We start from the raw sequence: 18,634 nt of genomic DNA, 5'->3' as shown, positions 1-18,634 counted from the left end.
GGTGCTCCTCCCGCTCGCGTTTCGATACATCGATGTATCCGATACGGGAATGTATCAACGAAGCACCCGGTCGTCGAGAGGGCGCGGCAGGATACCGGTCGTCCGTGCACAGGGAGAACGGCACCGGCACAAGGGGGCGGATATCCGTATGATCTGCGACCCATGGAGCCCCAGCCCGAACTTGTCCGCCCCTATGTCGCCGCCCTGACCGGTGCGGCGGACGGGCCCGCCGACCCGCCCGAGCCGTGGCCGACGCAGCGCGACCTGCCGCCCGTTCCGGCCTCCGCCGACGGGCGCGGCGCGCAGCGCGAGGCCCGCCGTGGCCGCCGTCGCTCCGCCGCGCTGACGGCGGCCCTGGTGCTGGCGGCCGTCGCCGCCGTGGGTGTGCTGGTCGTGGCGACGTCGGACGGCAGGACTCCGAGTGCCGGCGGCACGCCACAGGCGGCCCGGGCGGCGCTGCCCACGACGGGCGGGGCCGGGACGTCGGCTCCTGCGACACGTCCGCGGGGGAGTGCGAGTCCGGGCGCGGCGCACTCGCACGCTCCGGCGGTGCCCACCTCCGCCGCCGCGTCCGTTCCGGCGTCCGCCACCCCTGCGGCGAGCGCGTCGCCCGCCGCGACGGACGGTACGCTGCGCCCCGGCGACAGCGGCCCGGCCGTCGCCCGGCTGCAACAGCTGCTGTTCCAGCAGGGGTTCACCTACGTCTCGGTCACCGGCGTCTACGACACGGCCACCACCCGCGGGGTGACGCAGCTTCAGCAGGACCGGGGCATCACCGGCGATCCGGCCGGCGTGTACGGCCCGGCGAGCCGCGCCGCGCTCGACCCCGGCAACTGACGGCTCGCACACGACCGGTCACCGATGGCCGGTGGGCTGACCTGGCCTCGCTTCCGTCCCACCCCCACGATCAGGAACGTCCGGTCGCCGTTCGGCACCGGGTGATCGAAGGGAGGCAGTTCATGGACGAGTCCGTCAGCCGGGCACACCGCGTCCTTCGCGCCGTCATCGTGGAGGGGCGGCAGGCACGGGAGTTCGAGAAGGACATCGCGCTCGCCGGGCCCGCGTTCGTCGGCGTGCTCAACGCGTTCTTCCGCAACGTGGTGGAACGCCCGTTCTCCGGTCAGGAGAGCGTGGCCACGGTGCAGGGGTACCTGGAGCGTCTGCAGCGCGCCTACCCGCAGGAGCTGGCGCGGCTGGAGCCCGGGCCGATGGCCCTCTTCGTGGCGGAGCAGATCGGCCCCGGGGCGCCGCCGCCCGGCCAATCACGGCTGTGGGCCCTGGAGGGCGGCGTCATCCACCAGATGCGCCTGATCGCCGAGTACGCCGCCAGGTACGAGGGGATCGTGGGCGAGGAGCTGGAGCTGTACTTGCGGGGCTCCTGCGCCCGCTACCTCACCCAGGAGTACTGACGTCCGGGGCCTCACCGCCACACGGCCGCGACCTCCGCGACGTGGGCTGCGGCCTGGGCCAGTCCGGCGCGCGCGGCGGGGGCGCGGCGGGCGGGGTCGAGGACGTTGCGGCCGAAGGCGCGCCGCGCCGCGCGGTCGGGGGTGATCAGGGTGACTCGCGCGCCCGCCGCGGCCAGGCGCGCGGCCTGGCTGCGGGCGCTGGGGATCGGGCCGCCGCCGGCGGCGATGGGCGCGACGACGACCACGCTCGCGTACCCGGCGGCCAGGTCGGCGTTGGTGGCGGAGCGGATCCCGCCGTCGATCCAGTGCCGTCCGGCCGCGCTGATCGGCGGCCACACGCCCGGGACAGCGCAGCTGGCGGCGACGGCGTCCAGCAGGTCGACCTCGCCGTCGCGGTCGAACGCGGCGCGCACGCCGCTGTGCGCGTCGACGGCGGTGACGACCAGGCGGCGTTCCGGCCAGGCGTGGCTGAGCAGGCGTTCCGCGAGCACCTCGCGGTGGGCGGAGGCGCCGGACGGCGGGGCGGCGAGCGCCAACGCGCCCATGCGGGCGCCGAAGGTCTCCGCGTCACGGGACCGCAGCACGCCCCATGCGTAGCGGGCGAGGACGGCGGCGCCGAGGCGGTCGCCCGTCTCGCCGGGGACGTGCAGGAGCTGCCGCTCGTACAGCTCGCGCGCGCCGATCAGGCCGGAGGCGAGCTGTGCGCCGACCACGGAGCCGGCCGAGGTGCCGACGACCAGGTCCGCGTCCGCGCCGAGGTCGAGGCCCGCCTCGGCCAGGCCGGCCAGGACGCCGCACTCCCAGCCGATGCCGGTCAGCCCGCCACCGCCCAGGACCAGGGCGCGCCCGCTCAGCGCGGTCCCGTCAGCCATGCGTCCGCTCCTTCTCGCCGTCGCGCAGTCCGGGAGCCGAAGATACGGCCAGGGGGAGCAGTTGAGAAGCCCGTCCCCTCCCGGCTGCTGCCGTGGCCGGGAGGGGACGGACGTTCGTGGCGGCCGGGTCAGCCGACCTTGACCAGCTGCCACTGCTGGTTCGTGCCGCCGTTCAGCGGCCACTGCAGCACCGTCGCGCCCGCCGTGAGCGATCCGCCGTTGACGTCCGCGAGTTCGGCGTCGGAGCGGCTCTCCAGGGTGTAGTTCCCGTTGCCTGCGGGGGCGATCAGCCACTGCTGGTTGGTGCCGCCGTTCGCCGTCCACAGCTCCAGCCCGGTGGCCTCCACCGAGCTCGCGTTCGGCACGTCCAGTGCCTTGCCGCTGCCGACGCCGGTCACGGTGTAGTAGCCGCCGCCGGCGGGAGCGAGTGTCCACTCCTGGTTGGCGCCGCCGTTGCGTCCCCACTGGATGATCGGCGTGCCGTCGGTCGTGCCCTGGCCCTTGGCGTCCATGGCCTGGCCGCTGTTGGCGTCGACGAGCACATAGGTGCCGGACAGGTCGGTGGCCGCGCCCGGTGTGACGTTCAGGTTGGCGAACTGCGCACCGATCCAGCCGGAGGTGCCGACGCCGATTTGGCCCGAGCCGTAGTTCGCGTCGGTGACCGCGCCCCCGACCCGGGTGCCGTCGATCGCGGCGGTGACGGTGCTGCCCGCGAAGGTCAGCGCGAGGTTGTGCCAACTGCCCGTGCCCGGCGCGGTGACGGAGCCGGAGGCGAGGGTGGTCAGGGTGCCGCCGGAGCTGTTGCGCGCAAGCGACCAGGCCCCGGTGTCCGACAGTTTCAGCTGGTAGGCGTCGACGTCGGCCGGGGAGAAGCCCTTCTGCAGGCCGACCCGACCCAACAGGACGGCGGAGCCGGACTGTTGGAGCAGCGTGTCGACGGAGACGGTGTAGTCGGACCAGGACAGGTCGCCGGTCACCGCGTACGGGTCACTGGCGTTGTCCCAGGCGATCGGCGCGGTCGTCGCCATCTGCTGCACGCAGCTGCCGGACCGGCCGCCCGCGCACGGTTCGGCCTGGAAGGCCCCGTTGATCGCCGACAGGTACGGGACCTCGGTGCCGGTCGCGGTCGCGGCGATCGGCGCGCTGTAGGGGAGCGGCAGCACGGACCGGCTCGGCGAGACGGCGGTGCCCGCGCCCTGGCCGGTCGTGGTGGTGACGGTGTAGACGTGGTTCGGTTGGAGCGTGAGCGTGTAGACCCCGCCGCTCGCGGTCAGGTCCGTGCCCTTGACCAGGTAGGAGCCCTGGTTGGTGGAGCCGAAGTCGCTGGACCACACGTGCAGGGCACCGCCCGGCAGGCCGCCCTTGACCTGGAAGGTCACCGTCTGCGCGGCGGTGGCGTCGAGGGTCTCGACGACGGTGCTCCACGCGGACTTGTCCGGCGAGCGGTAGCTGACGTAGCTGCCGTTGGCGCGGTTGCCGCCCAGGTAGCCGCTGCCGCTGTCGAGGTACTGCCAGCCGGGCGCCGTGAACTGGGTCGTCTGCGCGACCGCCCACAGGCTCTGGCCGACCTGGTAGTGCCCGGACCAGGGCTGGGTGGCCGTCATCAGGCCCATCGTGTTGTAGGGCAGGTTCTGGTAGATCGAGGCCACCAGCGGCCAGTTGATGAACGCGCTCATCTTCGCGTCCAGGTAGCCGCGGTTGATCGCCCGGGCGATGGGTGCGCCGCCGGTGTCGAAGTCCTCCGAGCCGTTCTCGCTGGCCCACAGCTGCTTGCCGGTGGCCTGCGCGTCCGCACTGCTGGAGCAGGTCGTCATCGCCGACATGTAACTGCACGGGTAGTGCGCGCCGATGACGTCGACGGCGGAGTTCAGCGCGGAGTCGGACCGCATGCTCGTCGCGATGGACCAGTCGCTGTCGGCGCCGACGACCTTGGTGGCGTAGCCGTTGGCCGCGAGTGCCGCATGCAGGTTCTCGTACCAGCCCGCGTTGAAACCGCGTTCGTTCCAGCCGCCGAGGTAGTCGATGGTCAGACCGTGGGACTTGGCACAGCCGAGCCAGGAGATCAGGTAGTCGACCATGTCCTGCGACCAGAAGTTCCCGCCGCCGACCCAGCCCGGTGCGCCCCAGGCGAGGCCGTAGACCTTGATGCCGGGGTTGCGGGCCTTGGCCTGCTCCATCAGCCACCACTCGTAGCCGGCGTTGCAGTCGACGACGCCGCGGGTGTGCTCGTGGCTGAGCTCGGAACCGTCGGTGGAGTTGGTGTCCCCGCCGATCTCGACCTTGAGGATCTGCAGGGCGGCGCCGTAGCCGGGCTTGAACAGGTAGTCCAGGATCTGGCTGCGCTGGGGTTCGGGGTAGTCGGCGAGCAGGCGGGAGTTCCCGCCGCCACCGGAGATGGCGCCGACACCGTCGAAGGTCCGACCGGTGGCGGTGCCGTCGACGGTGACGGCGGTCGTGGTCGTCGCCGCCCGGGCACTGCCGGGCAGTTGGGCGAGCAGGAGTGCGAGCAGCAGGGCGAGCAGGGCGGAGCCCAGGCGGAACGGGCGCGGCCGGTGACGGGACGGCATGGGCGGTGCCTCCGAATCCAACAGGAAGAAACGGGGAGACGCGCGCTGATCAAACAGAAAGCAACTGATACCGACGAAAGGTGACAGTAGGCAGTTGCTGATGACCCGTCAATAGCCTTCGCTCTGCTTTGCGAACTCAGTCCGAGGACAGCGACACGTCCGTCGCCTTGACCAAAGCGGTCACCGGCGTGCCGGGTGCCAGGGCCAGCTCGGAGGCCGCCTGCTCGGTGATCGCGGCCGTCAGCTCGCCGCCGTCGATGGCGACCTTGACCGAGGCCATCGCCGCGCCCGGGGTGACCGAGGTGACCGTGCCCGGGAGCTGGTTGCGGATGCTGAGGCCCTCGACCGGGCCGGTGGCCAGGGAGACCTCGGTGGCCTTGACGACGGCGTGGACAGCGGTGCCGGGCTTCAGGCCGAGGTCCGTGGCCGCGTCGGTGGTGATCGCCGCGGTGATGGTCTGGCCGCCCGCCAGGCGGGCCTGGACGGTCGCCATGGCGGGGCCGGCGGTGACGGACGTGACCGTTCCGGGCAGCTGGTTGCGGATGCTCAGGCTCATGGCGGACCTCGCAGACGGTGAGGGGAGTCGGCTCAGCTGCCACGCTAGTCACGTACGCTCCGGGCCGCCCCCGATGGCGGTCCGCGTCGCCTGCGGACCACCCGGGTGAACCAGCGCGGTGCGACTACCGCGCGTCGGGCCGTAGCCGCAGGGTCAGGATCTGGAAGGGACGCAGTCGCAGCGGGAGGCCGCCGTCCGCGTCGAGGACGTGCTCCGGGGCTCCGGCGAGCGGGCGTTCCAGCAGGTCGGTCTCGACGACCGGCCCGGCGGGAGGGAAGCCGGGGTGCAGGGTGGTGGCCGCGCGGCCGCCCAGGCACTCGTACAGGCGGACCACCACGTCGCCGCTGCGGTCGTCGGCGAGCTTGACGGTCTCCACCACCACCGCCTCGCCGTCGACGGTGACCAGCGGGCGGACCTGGCCACGCCCCGGGACCCGCCGCACGGGCAGGTTGAGGGCGTGACCCGCGCGGACGGCGTCGGCCGTGGTGGCGCCCGGCACCAGCCGGTAGCGCAGCAGGTGCACGCCCTGGTCGGTCTCCGGATCCGGGTAGCGCGGGGCGCGCAGCAGGGAGAGGCGGACGGTGGTGGTCTGCCCGCCGTCGGTGCGGACGTCGCGGGTGACGTCGTGGCCGTAGGTGGAGTCGTTGGCGATCGCGACACCGAAACCGGGTTCGGCCACCCGGATCCACCGGTGCGCGCAGATCTCGAACTTCGCCGCCTCCCAAGAGGTGTTGCGGTGGGTGGGCCGCGCCACGTGGCCGAACTGGGTCTCGGCCTCGGAGACGTCGGCCTTGACGTCCAGGGGGAAGGCGGCCTTGAGCAGTTGCTCCGACTCGTGCCAGTCGATCTCCGTCTCGAAGTCCAGCTCGCGCGCCCCGGGATGCAGCGTCACCGTCTGCCGGACCCGGGAGGCGGCGCCGAAGCGGCGCTCCACGGTGACCACCGCCTCGCCCTTCTCGCCCGGGCGCGCGTCCAGCGCGTCGACGTCGACCAGGTCGGTGACCTTGTGGCGGTAGAACTCGTCGATGTCCCAGGCGTCCCACATGGTCGGGAAGTCGGGGTGCAGCTGGAGCAGGTTCGCGGCGCCGCCGGGTGCGAGCGTCTCGCGGTCGGTCGCGCGGTCGTGCACCGACACGACCAGGCCGCGCGCATCGATCACGACCCGCAGCACGCCGTTGTCCAGGACGAAGCCGCCCGACGCGTCCGCCTGGGACGTGACGGCGGGGCCGGGGTCCGGCAGGGGCGCCGCACCACCGGCCGCGACGCCGTCACGGGCGTGCGGGGCGCCGTTGAACAGCAGCGTGCCGCCGTCCGAGCCGTCGTCCGTGTCGCCGGCGAGGGCCGTCTGCGCGGCGGCGGTCACCGCGTCCAACTCGGCGTGGACGCGCGCGTACGTCTCCCGCGCCTCGCGGTGGACCCAGGCGATGGAGCTGCCCGGCAGGATGTCGTGGAACTGGTGCAGCAGTGTCGTCTTCCAGAGCTGCTCCAGCTCCTCGTACGGGTAGGCGAAGCCGGGGACGCGCAGCGCCGCCGTCGCGGACCACAACTCCGCCTCGTGCAGCAGCGACTCGGCGCGGCGGTTGCCCTGCTTGGTCCCGGCCTGCGAGGTGTAGGTGCCCCGGTGCAGCTCCAGATAGAGTTCACCGACCCAGACCGGCGCGTCCGGGTACTCGGCCTCGGCTGCCGCGAAGAAGGCCGCGGGCGCCTCGACGGTCAGGCGTGGGGAGCCCTCCAGGTCGCGCAGGCGCTCGGCCCGGGCCAGCATCTCCCGCGTGGGGCCGCCCCCGCCGTCACCCCAGCCGAACGGCACGAGCGAGCGCGAACCACGGCCCTTCTCGCGGTAGTTGCTCGCGGCGTGGGCCAGCTGCCCGCCGCTCAGGTCGCTGTTGTAGGTGTCGACGGGCGGGAAGTGCGTGAACACCCGGGTGCCGTCGATGCCCTCCCACCAGAAGGTGTGGTGCGGAAAGCGGTTGGACTGGCTCCAGGAGATCTTCTGGGTGAGGAACCAACGATTGCCGGCCAGTTGCACCAGCTGCGGCAGCGCGGCGGAGTAGCCGAACGAGTCGGGCAGCCACACCTCCCGCGTCTCGATGCCGAACTCCTCCAGGAAGAACCTCTTGCCGTAGACGAACTGACGGGCCATCGCCTCACCTCCGACCATGTTGGTGTCCGACTCCACCCACATCCCGCCGACCGGGACGAACCTCCCGGCGCCGACGGCGTCCGCGACGCGCGCGAACACCTCCGGACGGTGCTCCTTGAGCCAGGCCAGCTGCTGCGCCTGGGACATGGCGAAGACGAAACCCGGATGGGAGTCCATCAGCTCCACGACGTTCGCGCAGGTCCGCGCGACCTTGCGGACCGTCTCGCGCTGCGGCCACAACCAGGCGGTGTCGATGTGCGCGTGCCCGACCGCGCTCAGCCTGTGCGCGGAGGCGTGCGCGGGCGAGGCGAGCGCCGGGGCCAGTTCCGCCCGCGCCCCGGCGGCCGTGCCCGCCACGTCCGCGAGGTCGAGCGCGTCGAGGCAGCGCTCGATCGCGCGCAACAGGTCGAAACGGCGGGCCTCCTGCGTCGAGAGCTGCTCCATCAGCTGCCCGAGCACCTCCAGGTCCTGCACCAGCTCCCAGACCTCCCGTTCCAGGACCGCCAGCTCCATCCGGGCGAGCCGGTACTGCGGCGCCCGGTCACTGGTGAGCCGGTCGCCCTGGTGGGTAGGGGAGTGGGCGATCAGCACCGGGTTGGCGGCGGCCTCGACGTACAGCTCCACGGCCTCCCCGCCGTGCGCCGCGTCGCTGATGCGGACCCAGGGCGTGCGCGGGTTCAGGCCCTTCACCGGCGTGCCGTCGGAGCGGTAAGCCAGGCCCTCGCACTGGAAGCCCGGCAGGTTCGGGTCGAAGCCCAGGTCGAGCCGCGCCTCCACCGCCCGCCCGGCCCATCCGGCCGGGACCTCTCCGCGCACCCGGAACCACGTCGTGCCCCACGCGGGCCCCCATGCCGCGTCCCCCGGGCACTCCTCGAACGCGGCGGCCAGCCCCTCGGCGACGGGTACCGGCTCGCCCGGCGCGTCCCAGCGGGCGACCCGCAGCGGCACCGAGGCCCCGTGGACGGCGGGTTCGATCCGCTCGCGCAGCACCCGGTGCAGGCGGCGTTCGACGGTGGAGCGGTCGTCGTGCATGGCGGTGACTCCCGTCGGATCCCGGCGCTTCACCGGGGGTGGTCAGGACGTGCCGTCTCCGTCATACCCGCTCGCGCCGCCGCGGAGCAGCAGGCCGCCCAGTGCGGTGCGTCGGTGCAGCACGGCCTTGCCGGCCCGGACGGTGGCGATCAGCCCCGCGCCGCGCAGCGCCGCCGTGTGCGCGGAGACCGTCGCCGCGCTGACCCGCAGCTCCCGGGCCAGGTCGGAGGTGGTCCGCTGCTCGCCGAGCAGGTGCAGCAGTTCCGTCCGCGTGCCGCCGAGCACGCGGCCGAGCGCCTCGGCGCCCGTCGCGCCGTCCGCCCGCGGCGGCAGACCCGGACCGGCCGGATAGGTGACCACCACCGGGCGGTCCGGCAGTGCGGGCAGGTCGCTGAGCAGCACGCCGCCACCGGATCCGTGGAAGGTCGGCAGGAGCAGCAGCCCGCGCCCGTCGAGCCGGACCTCGCGGGGCGCGTCCTGCGGCAGCGTCCACACCGTGCCCTCCAGCCGGGCGCCCGGCACGAGACCCGCCAGCACCGCGCCGACCCCGCCCTCGGCAAGCTGCACGGCCCGCCGGACGAACTCGGCGTGGTGCAGGTCGCGCACCTGCTCCCAGACCGGCTCCAGCAGTGCGGCGAACGCGGCCCGCTGCGCGTGGGCGAGCGTCCGCCATGCGGCGTCCTCGCCCCGGCTCAGGTCGTGGATCCAGGCGGGCGCCGGGGTGCGGACGGGGGCGTAGACGCGCTCGAGCTCGCCACGGACGACGACCGGCGGGGTGGCGCGCAGCCGGTCCAGCGCCTGCGGCAGCGAGTCGGCGGTGCTGTCGAGGAACCCCGGTGCGCGACCGGCCGGCACCAGCTCGGCCAGCGGACGCGCGGCCCGGGTCAGGCCGCGCAGCGCGCGACGGCGCCAGGTGCCGTGGAGCACCCCGCCGTCCGGACGGCACGCCAGCGTCAGCGCGACGTTCAGCTCCTGCGCGGGCGCCGGCCTCGGCGCGACGGAGACGCGGGCGAGGTCGGCCGGGGTGAAGTGGATCCGGAGCATGGCCCCTCCCGGCTCGCCGCCATCCTTGAGGCCCGAGCCTAAAGGATCGCCCGCGCACGGACGCCGAGGTCAGGATGCGGACATGATCACTGAGCGCGTCCTGAACCGACGCACCGTCATCGCCTCGTCCCTGCTGGGCTCGGCCGCCCTGCTGCTGGGCACACCCACCAGGGCCTCCGCCTCGGCCGCCGACGCGTCCGGCGTCACGCTGACCCTCCCGGCGCCGACCGGGCCGCACCCCGTCGGGCGGCACGAGCTCTACCTCGTCGACGACTCCCGGCCCGACCCGTGGAACCCGGCCAAGTTTCCCGTCCGGGAGCTGATGCTGACGCTCTACTACCCCGCCGTCGCCATCGGCGGGACGGGCCCGGCGCCGCAACTGCCGTCCCAGGTCGCCACGGTCTTCGGCGCCCTCGCCCCGCAGGGCAGCGAGCAGGGACTGCCGTCCTCCGGAGTGGACTGGGCCGCGACCGTCTCCCACTCCTACCCCGACGCGCCGGTGCTGCCCGGACGACGCCCGGTGCTGCTGCACAGCCCCGCCGGCGGCGATCCGCGCGGCCTCGGCACCACCCTGGCCGAGGAGCTGGCGAGCCACGGCGCCGTGGTCGTCTCCGTCGACCATCCGGGCGACGCGGCGGCGGTCCAGTTCCCCGCCACGACCGCCTTCCGCACCTCCCTCGTGCGCAGGACGGTGTTCCGCGGCGACCCGCGCAACGACCCGTCCCAGTACCGCACCATGATCGACACCCGGATCGCGGACCTGCGCTTCGTCCTCGACCAGCTCGCCGTGGCGCCGTCGCTGCCGCTGCCGCTGCCCGACGGTCTCGCCGAGACCCTGGACCTGCGGCGGGTCGCCGCCTACGGCCACTCGGCGGGCGGCAGCGCCGTCGCCGAGCTGCTCCACGACGACCGGCGGGTGCGGGCGGCCGTCAATCTGGAGGGCTTTCTCGACTACGCCGACGGGCCGCTGTTCCCCGTCGCGGCCGACGGCACGGACCGCCCGCTGCTGCTGCTCGGCACCGACGGCGCCTCCTTCCGCGCGCAGCTGGACGTCTCCTGGTCGGCGCTGCTCGGCCGCTCGGGGCCGCGGGCGCGCCGGGCGCAGTTCGCGCAGGCGAACCACTACGTGTTCACCGACCTCGCGGCGATGGTCCCGCAGCTCCAGGCCGATGGCCTGGTCACGGCGGCGGCCCGGTCCGGGCTGGTCGGCGCGGTCGCGCCGGAGGTCTCGGTGCCGGAGGTGCGGCGGGCGGTGCGGCGCTTCCTGGCTCGACACCTGGCCACGTGAAATTACCCCTGGGGGTATAGTGGAGGGCATGAGCTACGACCGCACTGTCCGGATCGACACCACCGACTTCCCGGCCGCCGTCTCGGCGGTCCGGGAGGCGCTCGCCACGCAGGGCTTCGGTGTGATCACCGAGATCGACCTCACCGCCACCATGAAGGCCAAGCTCGGCGAGGAGCTGGAGGACTACCTGATCCTCGGCGCCTGCAACCCGGCGCTCGCCTACGCGGCGGTCTCCGCCGACCGCAACCTCGGGCTGCTGCTGCCGTGCAACGTCGTGGTGCGGCGCGAGGACGAGCACGTCCTGGTGCAGGCGGTCGACTCGGGCATGATGGTCCGCCTCTCCGACGCCGAGGGCCTGCGGGCCGTCGCTGAGGAGGCCACCACCCGCCTCGACGCGGCGCTCGCCGCGCTCGTCTGAACCCCACCCCACCGAGGAGCAGAGCCACCATGTGCCGTCGCGTCACCTGCCGCCGCTGCCAGAAGTACACCTACGCCGGCTGCGGCCAGCACGTCGACCAGGTCCTGTCGGGCGTCCCCGCCGCCCAGCGGTGCACCTGTGCGTCCGAGCCGAAGCCGGCCCGCAAGGGCTGGTGGCCCTTCGGTCGCTGAGGCCCTACTTCTTGAGCGCGGCGTCGACCTGCGCGGTGAAGTCCGCCACCGCGATCGCCTCGCGGTCCTGGCCGATCACACCGATCTTCGTGCCGTTGACCTCGACCGTGGGCGTGCCGGTCACATCGCCCTCGTAGAAGGCGTCGGCGACCTTCTGCGCCCACGGCAGGTAAGTACCCTCCTTGACCGCCTTGTTGAAGGCAGGGGTGCGCAGGCCGTCGACCTTGTTCGCCAGTTCGAGCAGATTGGCGGTGGAGCCGTAGGTGTCCGTCGTCTCCTTCTCCGGCTGCGCCCGGTACAGCACGTCGTGGTACTGCTTGAACTTCTGCGGGCTCTCGTTGAGCGCGGCGCCGAGCGCGGCCAGCGCGGTCTTCGAGCCCTTGCCGCCGAGGTTCTTGTCGAGGAACGCGGCCATACGGAACTCGATCTTGAGCTTGCCCTGGTCCGCCATCGCGGTGAGTGTCGGCCCGAGCGCGGTCTCGAACTTCTCGCAGAACGGGCAGCGCATGTCCTCGTGGACCGAGACGGTGTTCGGCGCGTCGGCCCTGCCGTAGGTGATCACCGTGCCGTCCTTGCCCGTCGCGTGCGCCGGCACGACGAGCGGGCCTTCGACGGCCGTGCTCGCCGAGTCCGATCCCTCCGAGGCCTCCGAGCCCTTGGCGGCGATCGCCCAGGCCACCCCGCTGCCCGCCAGCAGCGCCGCCACCACGGCACCGGCCACCACGGCGTTGCGGCGACGCCGGTGATTCGTGCGGGTGCTCGTGCCGGGGGCCATGTGCGTGGTCCTGTCTGTCGACGGTCGGGGATCTCCCCACCGTAGGCAGGTCCGCGCACCCGCCCGGAGGGGCGAAGGTCCCGATCCGCGTCACCGAGGTCCAGGCTCTGCGCTCAGGTGCGGAAGGTGCGCCGGTAGGTGTCCGGTGGGACGCCGAGGGTGCGGTGGAAGTGGCGGCGCAGGGTGGTACCGGTGCCCATGCCGGTGGCCGAGGCGACGGCGTCGACGCTGTCGTCCGTCGTCTCCAACAGCTCCTGGGCGCGCCGGATCCGCTGCGTCAGCAGCCACTGGAGCGGCGTGGTGCCGGTCACCGCGCGGAACTGGCGGGCCAGGTGACGGGAGCTCATATGGGCGTGGCGGGCCAGGTCCTCGACCGTCAGCGGCTGGTCCAGCCGCGCCATCACCCACGGGATCAGCTCGGCCAGCGCGTCGCCGTCCTGTGCGGGCACCGGTGTGGCGACGAACTGCGCCTGGCCGCCCGCGCGGTGGGGCGGCACCACCAGACGGCGGGCGACGGCGTTCGCCACCGCCGAGCCGCGGTCCAGCCGGACCAGGTGCAGGCACAGGTCCATCGCCGCCGCCTTCCCGGCGGAGCTCAGGACGCGCCCGTTGTCGACGTAGAGCACGTCCGGGTCGACCGTCACGAGCGGGTACCGCGCCGCCAGCGCCTCGGTGTGGGCCCAGTGTGTGGTGGCGCGCAGCCCGTCCAGCAGCCCGGCGGCGGCCAGGGCGAAGACGCCCGTGCAGAGCGAGACCACCCGCGCGCCCGCCGCGTGTGCCGCGCGCACCGCGGCGACCAGATCAGCGGGCGGGTCCTGGTCGACGTCGGCCAGCGCCGGGACGATCACGGTGTCCGCCCGGGCCAGCCGGTCGAGGCCGGCGTCGGGCTCGACCAGGAACCGCCCGACCCGGACGGCGCGCGGGCCGCAGATCGCCACCTCGTACCAGGGGCCCGGCACGGCGTCCGGCCGTGAGCCGAACACCTCGGTGGCCAGCGCCAGTTCGAAGTGCAGCATCCCGTCGGTCGCGGCGAGCGCGACGGTGTGCGGGCGGGTCGAGGTCATGTCCGGAAGTGTACGGGTCATGTCGTTCCGGACACTAGTCCCGGCGGGCGGTCCGCGACAGGATCGTGGCAGTGGGTCACCACCGATCAAGCACGACAGGGGAGCGGGTCATGGGTTCGGGTTCGGTTCAGGGGCGGACGGTCGCAGTGTTCGGTGCCTACGGGCACACCGGGCGGTTCGTGGTGGCGGAGCTGCGCGAGCGCGGCTTCGTTCCGCTGCTCGTCGGCCGCGACGAGGCGAAGCTGCGGGCGCTCGCGGCGCAGTGGCCGGGCCTGGAGGCACGCCCCGCGTCCGTCGACGACCCGGACGCCCTCGACCGCGCGTTCGCGGGCGCCGCGGCCGTGGTCAACTGCGCCGGTCCGTTCGCCTCGACCGCGGGCCCGGTCATCGAGGCGGCACTGCGCGCCCGGATCCCCTACGTCGACGTGGCCGCCGAGCTGGAGGCCAACCTCGACACCTTCGAGCAGTACGCGGAACCGGCCCGAGCGGCGGGCGTCCCCGTGGTCCCGGCCATGGCCTTCTTCGGCGGCCTCGGCGACCTGCTGGTCACCACCGCCATGGGCGACTGGACGGCGGCCGACGAGGTGGACATCGCCTACGGCCTCAGCAGCTGGCACCCCACCGCCGGCACGCTCGCCGCCGGCGCGGTCTCGGCGGAGCGGCGCGGCGGGCGCCGGATCCGCTTCACCGGCGGACGCCTGGTGCACCACGACGAGGCGCTGCCGACGTCGGAGTGGGACTTCCCGGAGCCGCTCGGGCCGCAGAAGGTCATCGCCGAGTTCACCATGGCGGATGTCGTCACCGTCCCCACTCACCTGACCGTCTCCGAGGTGCGCAGCCACATGACCGCTGTCGCGGCGGCCGATCTCGCGTCGGGCGCCGAGGCGCCGACCCCGGTGGACGAGCGCGGCCGTTCGGCGCAGACCTTCGTCGTCGACGTCCGCGTCCGCGCGGGCGGGGTCGAGCGCCGCGCGGTCGCCTCGGGCCAGGACATCTACGCCATCAGCGCCCCGCTCGCGGTCGAGGCGGTCGCCCGCGTCCTCGCCGGCCGCGTGCTCGCCTCCGGCGTGGCCTCCGCGGGCGCGGCCTTCGACGCCGCGGACTTCCTGCGCGCGCTGGGGAGCTACCTCACGCTGGAGACGAACGCCTGAGTGTTCGCTCCCGCAGGTAGTTGCCACCTCCAGGGGCGCGGAGAACTGCGCGACAAGCCACTGACGAGCAGATGGTCCTCAGCGCGCAGGGCCATCCGCCTCGGGTGGTTTCTCGCGCAGTTCCTCGCGCCCCCGGCCGCCGTCCCGGCGGACCAGCAACAGGGCGAGGTCGTCGCGGGCGGGGGAGGAGTGAGGCCGGGCGTCCACGAGGGCGTCGGCCAAGGACTCCAGGGGGCGGGCCGGGGCATGGGAGGCCAGTAGGCCGAGCAGGCGGCGGACCGAGTTGTCGTAGTGCTCGGCGCGGTCCTCGATCAGGCCGTCGGTGTAGAGCAGCAGGGTGTCGCCCGGCGACAGCCGGTGCTCCGACAGCGGGTACGACGCCGTCGGGTCGATGCCGAGGGGCGGGCCGCCGGGGAGGTCGAGCTCACGCGGGGTGCCCGCCGCGTCCGTGAGGACCGGCAGGGGGTGGCCCGCGCGGGCGGCGAGGAGTCGGCCGGTGGCCGTGTCCAGCGTCGCGTAGCAGCAGGTCGCGAAGAGACCGGTGTCCAGCTCCGCCAGCAGGCGGCCGGTGCGTTCCAGCACCACCGCGGGGTCGTGGCCCTCGCGGGCGAAGGCGCGCAGCGCCACCCGCAGCTGGCCCATCACGCCGGAGGCGTGCGCGCTGTGGCCCTGGACGTCGCCGATCACCAGGCCGACGCGCGGGCCCTGCCCGTCCGGCTCCAGCTCCAGCACCTCGTACCAGTCGCCGCCGACCTCCATGCCCGCCGTGCCGGGCCGGTACCGGGTGGCCACGGTGTGGTCGGGGACGGCGGGCACGCGGCGCGGCAGCATCACGCGCTGCAGCTCCGTGGCGCGCTGGTGTTCCGCGTCGAAGAGCAGGGCGCGGCCCAGCGCCTGGGCGACGATGCCGCCGAGCGCGGTGAACGTCGCGCGCTGCTGCTCGTCGAAGCGCCGCACGCCGTGGTAGCCGACGATGCAGCCGCCGATCCTCTCGCCCGCGGCGATCAGCGGCAGCACCGCCCAGGACCGGACCAGCGGCCGCTCGCCGGGCGGGGGCGGCGCGGAGACGCCCTCGACGAAGACCGGCTGTTCCTGCTCCACCGCCCGTCGCATCACCGCGGCCGCCGCAGGCCGCAGCGGGTGCAAGGACTCCGGCTGTGGCTCGTGCAGGGGACGCCGGCCGATGCCGGCCAGGTTGCCGTCGGGGGTCAGGTGGATGAGCAGCGTCTCGGCGTTGAGCGCGGGCCGGGCGATGTCGGTGAGCACGCGCATGATGTCGACGGCCGTGGTGGCCCGGGAGAGCGCGCGGGTGATGGTCAGCAGGAAGGAGTCGGACGACTGCGCGGGCGGCGCGTCGACCGGGGCGACGGGGTGCAGGCGGGCAGGGACCCTCTGCGCGCGGCCGGCGGTCTCCAGGGAGGCCGTGGCGTTGGCGGCGTAGCCGGGGTCGGGGCCGTCGTCGGTGCGGTCGAGCAGCAGGCCGATCACCCGGGCGGGGCGCCCGTCGGGGCCGAGGACGACCTCGCCCCGCTCCTCGATCAGGCGCTCGCCGCCGTCCCGGCGGGCGATGCGGTAGTGGTTGCGGTAGCGGCCACCGCGTTCCAGCACCTCGGCGGTGGCCGCCGCCAGGCGGGCCGCGTCGGAGGCGTGCAGGGCGGAGAAGAAGGCGTCGGCGCGGCCGTCGAAGTCGTCCGGCGCCACGCCGACGAGGTCGCAGACGGCCTGGTCCCAGTGGATGGCACCGTCGGCCAGGTCCCAGCGGAACGCCCCGGCGCGCGCCGCCCGGACGGAGTCGGGCAGGGACAACGGCGTCTCCTCCCGCTCCACTCGTCCCTGCTCCACGAACGCCTGCCCTCCGGCCGCCGCACGCTCCGAGGGCCGGGGCGTTGTCGCTGACATATCGATTGATCACGTCGGATCATCCGATTATGGCGACATTGCCCCGGCCCTCGCTATCGGCGCGCCGCCGACCCGGTGGACGACGGGTGGGTCAGATGCGGTCGGCGGCGATGAGGAGGTACTGGAAGCTGCCGTCCTTGTAGGCGTCGATGAAGGACTTCTCGATGCCGGTGGTCAGGTGGGTCCGGGCGCGCAGCTCCCAGTAGGGGAGGGTGGCGGCGGTGAGGTCGATGACGCTGACCGGCACGAGGCGGTTGGCGGCCATCTCCTTGAAGTAGGTGCTGCGGGGGTGGATGTCGCAGATGTAGTGGGCGTTGATCTCGCTGACGGCGCGCGAGGGCAGGCCGTAGGTGTCGTTGTAGCAGCCGGTGATGGTGACGTAGCGGCCGCCGCGCTTGAGCTGGCGGGCGTGTTCGGCGAAGAGGAGGCCGAGTTCGACGTACATGGTGCTTTCGTTGTTCCAGATGCCGTCGAAGGCGGCGGTCTCGAAGCCGGTGTCGAGCATGTTGCGCAGGTGGAAGCGGACCTTGTCGTCGACGCCGTGTTCCTTGGCCTGCTGGTTGGCGAAGTCGACCTGGTGGCTGGAGATGGAGATGCCGTCGACGCGGCAGCCGAAGCGCCGGTTGGCGACCAGGCTGCCGCCGCCGCGACCGCAGCCGGCGTCGAGCAGGCGTCCGTCGGCGGGGATCGGGCCGAGGTGGTCGGCCAGCAACTGCGCCTGGACGGACTCGAGGCGGTGCAGTTCGCGGACGGTGCGTTCCTCGCGGGTGTCCTGCGGTCCCTCCAGAACGGACCAGTCGGGCTCACCGATGCCGTAGTGGTGGTGGTAGAAGCCGTCGACCTCGCCCAGACGCAGGTTCACGGGGTTGCGCTCGGCGTTCCAGTACGCGGCCACGGAGTCCTGGTACGGGCTGGTGCGCACGGGGTCGGTGCCGTTGGCCTGGGAGGGGAGCGTGGTCTTCTCGCTGAGGATCACAGCTGTTCTTCTCCGGTTCTCGGTGATCGTGAAGTGGTGCCGGTGGTGCCTTTGCTGCTGGTCCTGCGGGTCCTGCTGGTCCCGCTGGTCCTGCCGGTTGGTCAACTGCCGCCGTTGTAGCGGGCGCTGGTGGCGTGCCAGGTGTGGCTGCCGCCCATCCAGGCCCACACGCCGGCCAGGAACCGTTTGAGCTCGGGCGAGCCGAGGGCGCTGAGCGCGGCGGACTCCGCCTCGACCAGGTGCATCAGCTCGTCGTGGACGGCCGCGGCCTTGTCCACGGCCTCCTGGAGCGTGCAGCCCTCCTCGGCGGCGATGAGGTTGGGCAGGTTGGTGTCGGTCGGGTCTTCCTTGCCCATCGAGTACAGGTCGTTGAGCAGGACGTTGGCCACGCCCGCGTACAGGTAGGTGCGGCGCACCCGGTGGTCGGCGAACTCGTGGGCGGGCAGCTCGTACCCGCCGACGGGATCGACCAGCACCATGCACGGGAAGAAGGCGTTCTCGTACCGGTGCATCAGGTACTCCCACACCGCGGGCCTGCGCCCGGACATCCGCCACTCGGCCTCCTGGCCGTAGCCGACGAACATCACCGCCAACTCGTGGCGCAGGCGCGCCACCTGGGTCGGGTTGGCGATCGTCCCCAGCAGCGCGAGCGCGGAGCGGAAGGCGCGCAGCACCGGCTCGGAGGCGACGACCTTCTCGAACTCCGGCTCGTAGCGCAGGGGCAGGCGGATCGGGTCGACCACGGCGTGGGCGAGGGCGACTCGCAGACCGATCAACTCGGGCCTGGTGTCATCGCCTTCGTCGACCCAGTGGTCGTCCACCGCCCACTCCGCCAGCCCGCAGCGCGCTGCGGCGAGCAGCCGGTCCGGGTCGTCGGTGTCGGGGTGGGCGAGCATGAACAGCCGGCCGAAGTCGTGCTTGCGCAGCCGTTCCAGCCGGCCCTGGAACAGGCCCATCTCCTCCGCCCAGGCCACCAGCCGCTCGTTGACGACGTGCCCGAGCACGGGATCGTCGCGCACCGCCCTGGGGCAGTACAGCTCGGGCACGACGACGCTCGCCGACGAAGCCGGCTCGGCGGCCGACGGCGACGCCGGGGCAGGTGCCGCAGCTGCGTCAGGCGTGTCGGCGGCGGAGTCGAGGTCGGCCGCAAGGGCGTCGCGGAAGAGGCGGACGGCTGTCGTGCCCGGACCCGCCGGACCGGCCAGGAGGCGGCCGAGCACGTCGGCGTCGAGGTGCGGCATGGTGGCTC

At 73.5% G+C, this 18,634-nt stretch carries 16 protein-coding genes; 6 read left to right on the top strand and 10 right to left on the bottom strand.

Annotated features, from left to right (window positions below; all coding sequences use genetic code 11):
* The first annotated feature begins 162 nt into the window (after positions 1 to 162).
* Positions 163 to 837, top strand: coding sequence for a peptidoglycan-binding domain-containing protein (locus BMY61_RS36975; protein WP_075004207.1), 675 nt, complete (start codon positions 163 to 165; stop codon positions 835 to 837).
* Positions 838 to 959: 122 nt separating this feature from the next.
* Complete coding sequence (locus tag BMY61_RS36970) at positions 960 to 1,409, top strand: hypothetical protein (protein WP_042457278.1); 450 nt, start codon at positions 960 to 962, stop codon at positions 1,407 to 1,409.
* 11 nt (positions 1,410 to 1,420) lie between these two features.
* On the opposite strand, the gene BMY61_RS36965 is transcribed toward BMY61_RS36970, so the two are convergent.
* The 5 genes from BMY61_RS36965 to BMY61_RS36945 form a co-directional block, all read right to left on the bottom strand.
* Positions 1,421 to 2,281 (bottom strand): patatin-like phospholipase family protein, encoded by an 861-nt coding sequence (locus tag BMY61_RS36965; RefSeq protein ID WP_042457275.1) that lies wholly within the window; start codon positions 2,279 to 2,281, stop codon positions 1,421 to 1,423.
* A 128-nt stretch (positions 2,282 to 2,409) separates the two neighbouring features.
* The gene (locus BMY61_RS36960) at positions 2,410 to 4,848 is read right to left on the bottom strand and encodes an RICIN domain-containing protein (protein ID WP_042457273.1); all 2,439 of its coding nucleotides are present in this window, start codon (positions 4,846 to 4,848) and stop codon (positions 2,410 to 2,412) included.
* Positions 4,849 to 4,984: 136 nt separating this feature from the next.
* Positions 4,985 to 5,404, bottom strand: coding sequence for a TOBE domain-containing protein (locus BMY61_RS36955; RefSeq protein ID WP_042457270.1), 420 nt, complete (start codon positions 5,402 to 5,404; stop codon positions 4,985 to 4,987).
* A gap of 124 nt (positions 5,405 to 5,528) precedes the next feature.
* A complete protein-coding gene (locus tag BMY61_RS36950; RefSeq protein ID WP_042457266.1) occupies positions 5,529 to 8,579 on the bottom strand; it encodes an alpha-mannosidase in 3,051 nt (1,016 codons plus the stop codon).
* A 42-nt stretch (positions 8,580 to 8,621) separates the two neighbouring features.
* Positions 8,622 to 9,623 (bottom strand): helix-turn-helix domain-containing protein, encoded by a 1,002-nt coding sequence (locus BMY61_RS36945; protein WP_042457263.1) that lies wholly within the window; start codon positions 9,621 to 9,623, stop codon positions 8,622 to 8,624.
* A gap of 82 nt (positions 9,624 to 9,705) precedes the next feature.
* On the opposite strand from BMY61_RS36945, the gene BMY61_RS36940 reads away from it, so the two are divergent.
* Genes BMY61_RS36940 through BMY61_RS46745 form a run of 3 tightly spaced genes read left to right on the top strand, consistent with a single transcriptional unit; the run spans position 9,706 to position 11,520 of the window.
* On the top strand, positions 9,706 to 10,911 hold the full coding sequence (locus BMY61_RS36940; RefSeq protein WP_042457260.1) for an alpha/beta hydrolase: 1,206 nt from the start codon (positions 9,706 to 9,708) through the stop codon (positions 10,909 to 10,911).
* A 28-nt stretch (positions 10,912 to 10,939) separates the two neighbouring features.
* On the top strand, positions 10,940 to 11,329 hold the full coding sequence (locus BMY61_RS36935; protein WP_042457250.1) for a DUF302 domain-containing protein: 390 nt from the start codon (positions 10,940 to 10,942) through the stop codon (positions 11,327 to 11,329).
* A gap of 29 nt (positions 11,330 to 11,358) precedes the next feature.
* On the top strand, positions 11,359 to 11,520 hold the full coding sequence (locus BMY61_RS46745) for a hypothetical protein (protein ID WP_169791890.1): 162 nt from the start codon (positions 11,359 to 11,361) through the stop codon (positions 11,518 to 11,520).
* Between the two features lie 4 nt (positions 11,521 to 11,524).
* On the opposite strand, the gene BMY61_RS36930 is transcribed toward BMY61_RS46745, so the two are convergent.
* A complete protein-coding gene (locus tag BMY61_RS36930; protein WP_042457247.1) occupies positions 11,525 to 12,295 on the bottom strand; it encodes a thioredoxin domain-containing protein in 771 nt (256 codons plus the stop codon).
* 113 nt (positions 12,296 to 12,408) lie between these two features.
* Positions 12,409 to 13,359 (bottom strand): helix-turn-helix domain-containing protein, encoded by a 951-nt coding sequence (locus BMY61_RS36925; RefSeq protein ID WP_201777639.1) that lies wholly within the window; start codon positions 13,357 to 13,359, stop codon positions 12,409 to 12,411.
* 110 nt (positions 13,360 to 13,469) lie between these two features.
* Here BMY61_RS36925 and BMY61_RS36920 point away from each other — a divergent pair, with 110 nt between their 5' ends.
* A complete protein-coding gene (locus tag BMY61_RS36920; protein WP_042457241.1) occupies positions 13,470 to 14,510 on the top strand; it encodes a saccharopine dehydrogenase family protein in 1,041 nt (346 codons plus the stop codon).
* A 78-nt stretch (positions 14,511 to 14,588) separates the two neighbouring features.
* Here BMY61_RS36920 and BMY61_RS36915 read toward each other — a convergent pair whose 3' ends face one another.
* The 3 genes from BMY61_RS36915 to BMY61_RS36905 form a co-directional block, all read right to left on the bottom strand.
* On the bottom strand, positions 14,589 to 16,316 hold the full coding sequence (locus tag BMY61_RS36915; protein WP_161791340.1) for a SpoIIE family protein phosphatase: 1,728 nt from the start codon (positions 16,314 to 16,316) through the stop codon (positions 14,589 to 14,591).
* 184 nt (positions 16,317 to 16,500) lie between these two features.
* Positions 16,501 to 17,382, bottom strand: coding sequence for a geranyl diphosphate 2-C-methyltransferase (locus tag BMY61_RS36910; protein WP_201777640.1), 882 nt, complete (start codon positions 17,380 to 17,382; stop codon positions 16,501 to 16,503).
* 104 nt (positions 17,383 to 17,486) lie between these two features.
* Positions 17,487 to 18,626 (bottom strand): family 2 encapsulin nanocompartment cargo protein terpene cyclase, encoded by a 1,140-nt coding sequence (locus BMY61_RS36905; protein WP_236656600.1) that lies wholly within the window; start codon positions 18,624 to 18,626, stop codon positions 17,487 to 17,489.
* Positions 18,627 to 18,634: the final 8 nt, after the last annotated feature.

The organism is Streptacidiphilus jiangxiensis, assembly GCF_900109465.1.
Taxonomy (GTDB): domain Bacteria; phylum Actinomycetota; class Actinomycetes; order Streptomycetales; family Streptomycetaceae; genus Streptacidiphilus; species Streptacidiphilus jiangxiensis.
Note: the sequence above shows the minus strand (reverse complement) of the source record. Positions and strands in the feature narration are given on the sequence as shown.

What these genes read in the sequence shown, in the direction of transcription:
- BMY61_RS36930 (WP_042457247.1), bottom strand. Translation starts at nt 12,295, where the DNA reads ATGGCCCCCGGCACGAGCACCCGCACGAATCACCGGCGTCGCCGCAAC.
- BMY61_RS36960 (WP_042457273.1), bottom strand. Translation starts at nt 4,848, where the DNA reads ATGCCGTCCCGTCACCGGCCGCGCCCGTTCCGCCTGGGCTCCGCCCTG.
- BMY61_RS36955 (WP_042457270.1), bottom strand. Translation starts at nt 5,404, where the DNA reads ATGAGCCTGAGCATCCGCAACCAGCTGCCCGGAACGGTCACGTCCGTC.
- BMY61_RS36935 (WP_042457250.1), top strand. Translation starts at nt 10,940, where the DNA reads ATGAGCTACGACCGCACTGTCCGGATCGACACCACCGACTTCCCGGCC.
- BMY61_RS36920 (WP_042457241.1), top strand. Translation starts at nt 13,470, where the DNA reads ATGGGTTCGGGTTCGGTTCAGGGGCGGACGGTCGCAGTGTTCGGTGCC.
- BMY61_RS36925 (WP_201777639.1), bottom strand. Translation starts at nt 13,359, where the DNA reads ATGACCTCGACCCGCCCGCACACCGTCGCGCTCGCCGCGACCGACGGG.
- BMY61_RS36975 (WP_075004207.1), top strand. Translation starts at nt 163, where the DNA reads ATGGAGCCCCAGCCCGAACTTGTCCGCCCCTATGTCGCCGCCCTGACC.
- BMY61_RS36970 (WP_042457278.1), top strand. Translation starts at nt 960, where the DNA reads ATGGACGAGTCCGTCAGCCGGGCACACCGCGTCCTTCGCGCCGTCATC.
- BMY61_RS36965 (WP_042457275.1), bottom strand. Translation starts at nt 2,281, where the DNA reads ATGGCTGACGGGACCGCGCTGAGCGGGCGCGCCCTGGTCCTGGGCGGT.
- BMY61_RS36950 (WP_042457266.1), bottom strand. Translation starts at nt 8,579, where the DNA reads ATGCACGACGACCGCTCCACCGTCGAACGCCGCCTGCACCGGGTGCTG.
- BMY61_RS36945 (WP_042457263.1), bottom strand. Translation starts at nt 9,623, where the DNA reads ATGCTCCGGATCCACTTCACCCCGGCCGACCTCGCCCGCGTCTCCGTC.
- BMY61_RS36940 (WP_042457260.1), top strand. Translation starts at nt 9,706, where the DNA reads ATGATCACTGAGCGCGTCCTGAACCGACGCACCGTCATCGCCTCGTCC.
- BMY61_RS36905 (WP_236656600.1), bottom strand. Translation starts at nt 18,626, where the DNA reads ATGCCGCACCTCGACGCCGACGTGCTCGGCCGCCTCCTGGCCGGTCCG.
- BMY61_RS46745 (WP_169791890.1), top strand. Translation starts at nt 11,359, where the DNA reads ATGTGCCGTCGCGTCACCTGCCGCCGCTGCCAGAAGTACACCTACGCC.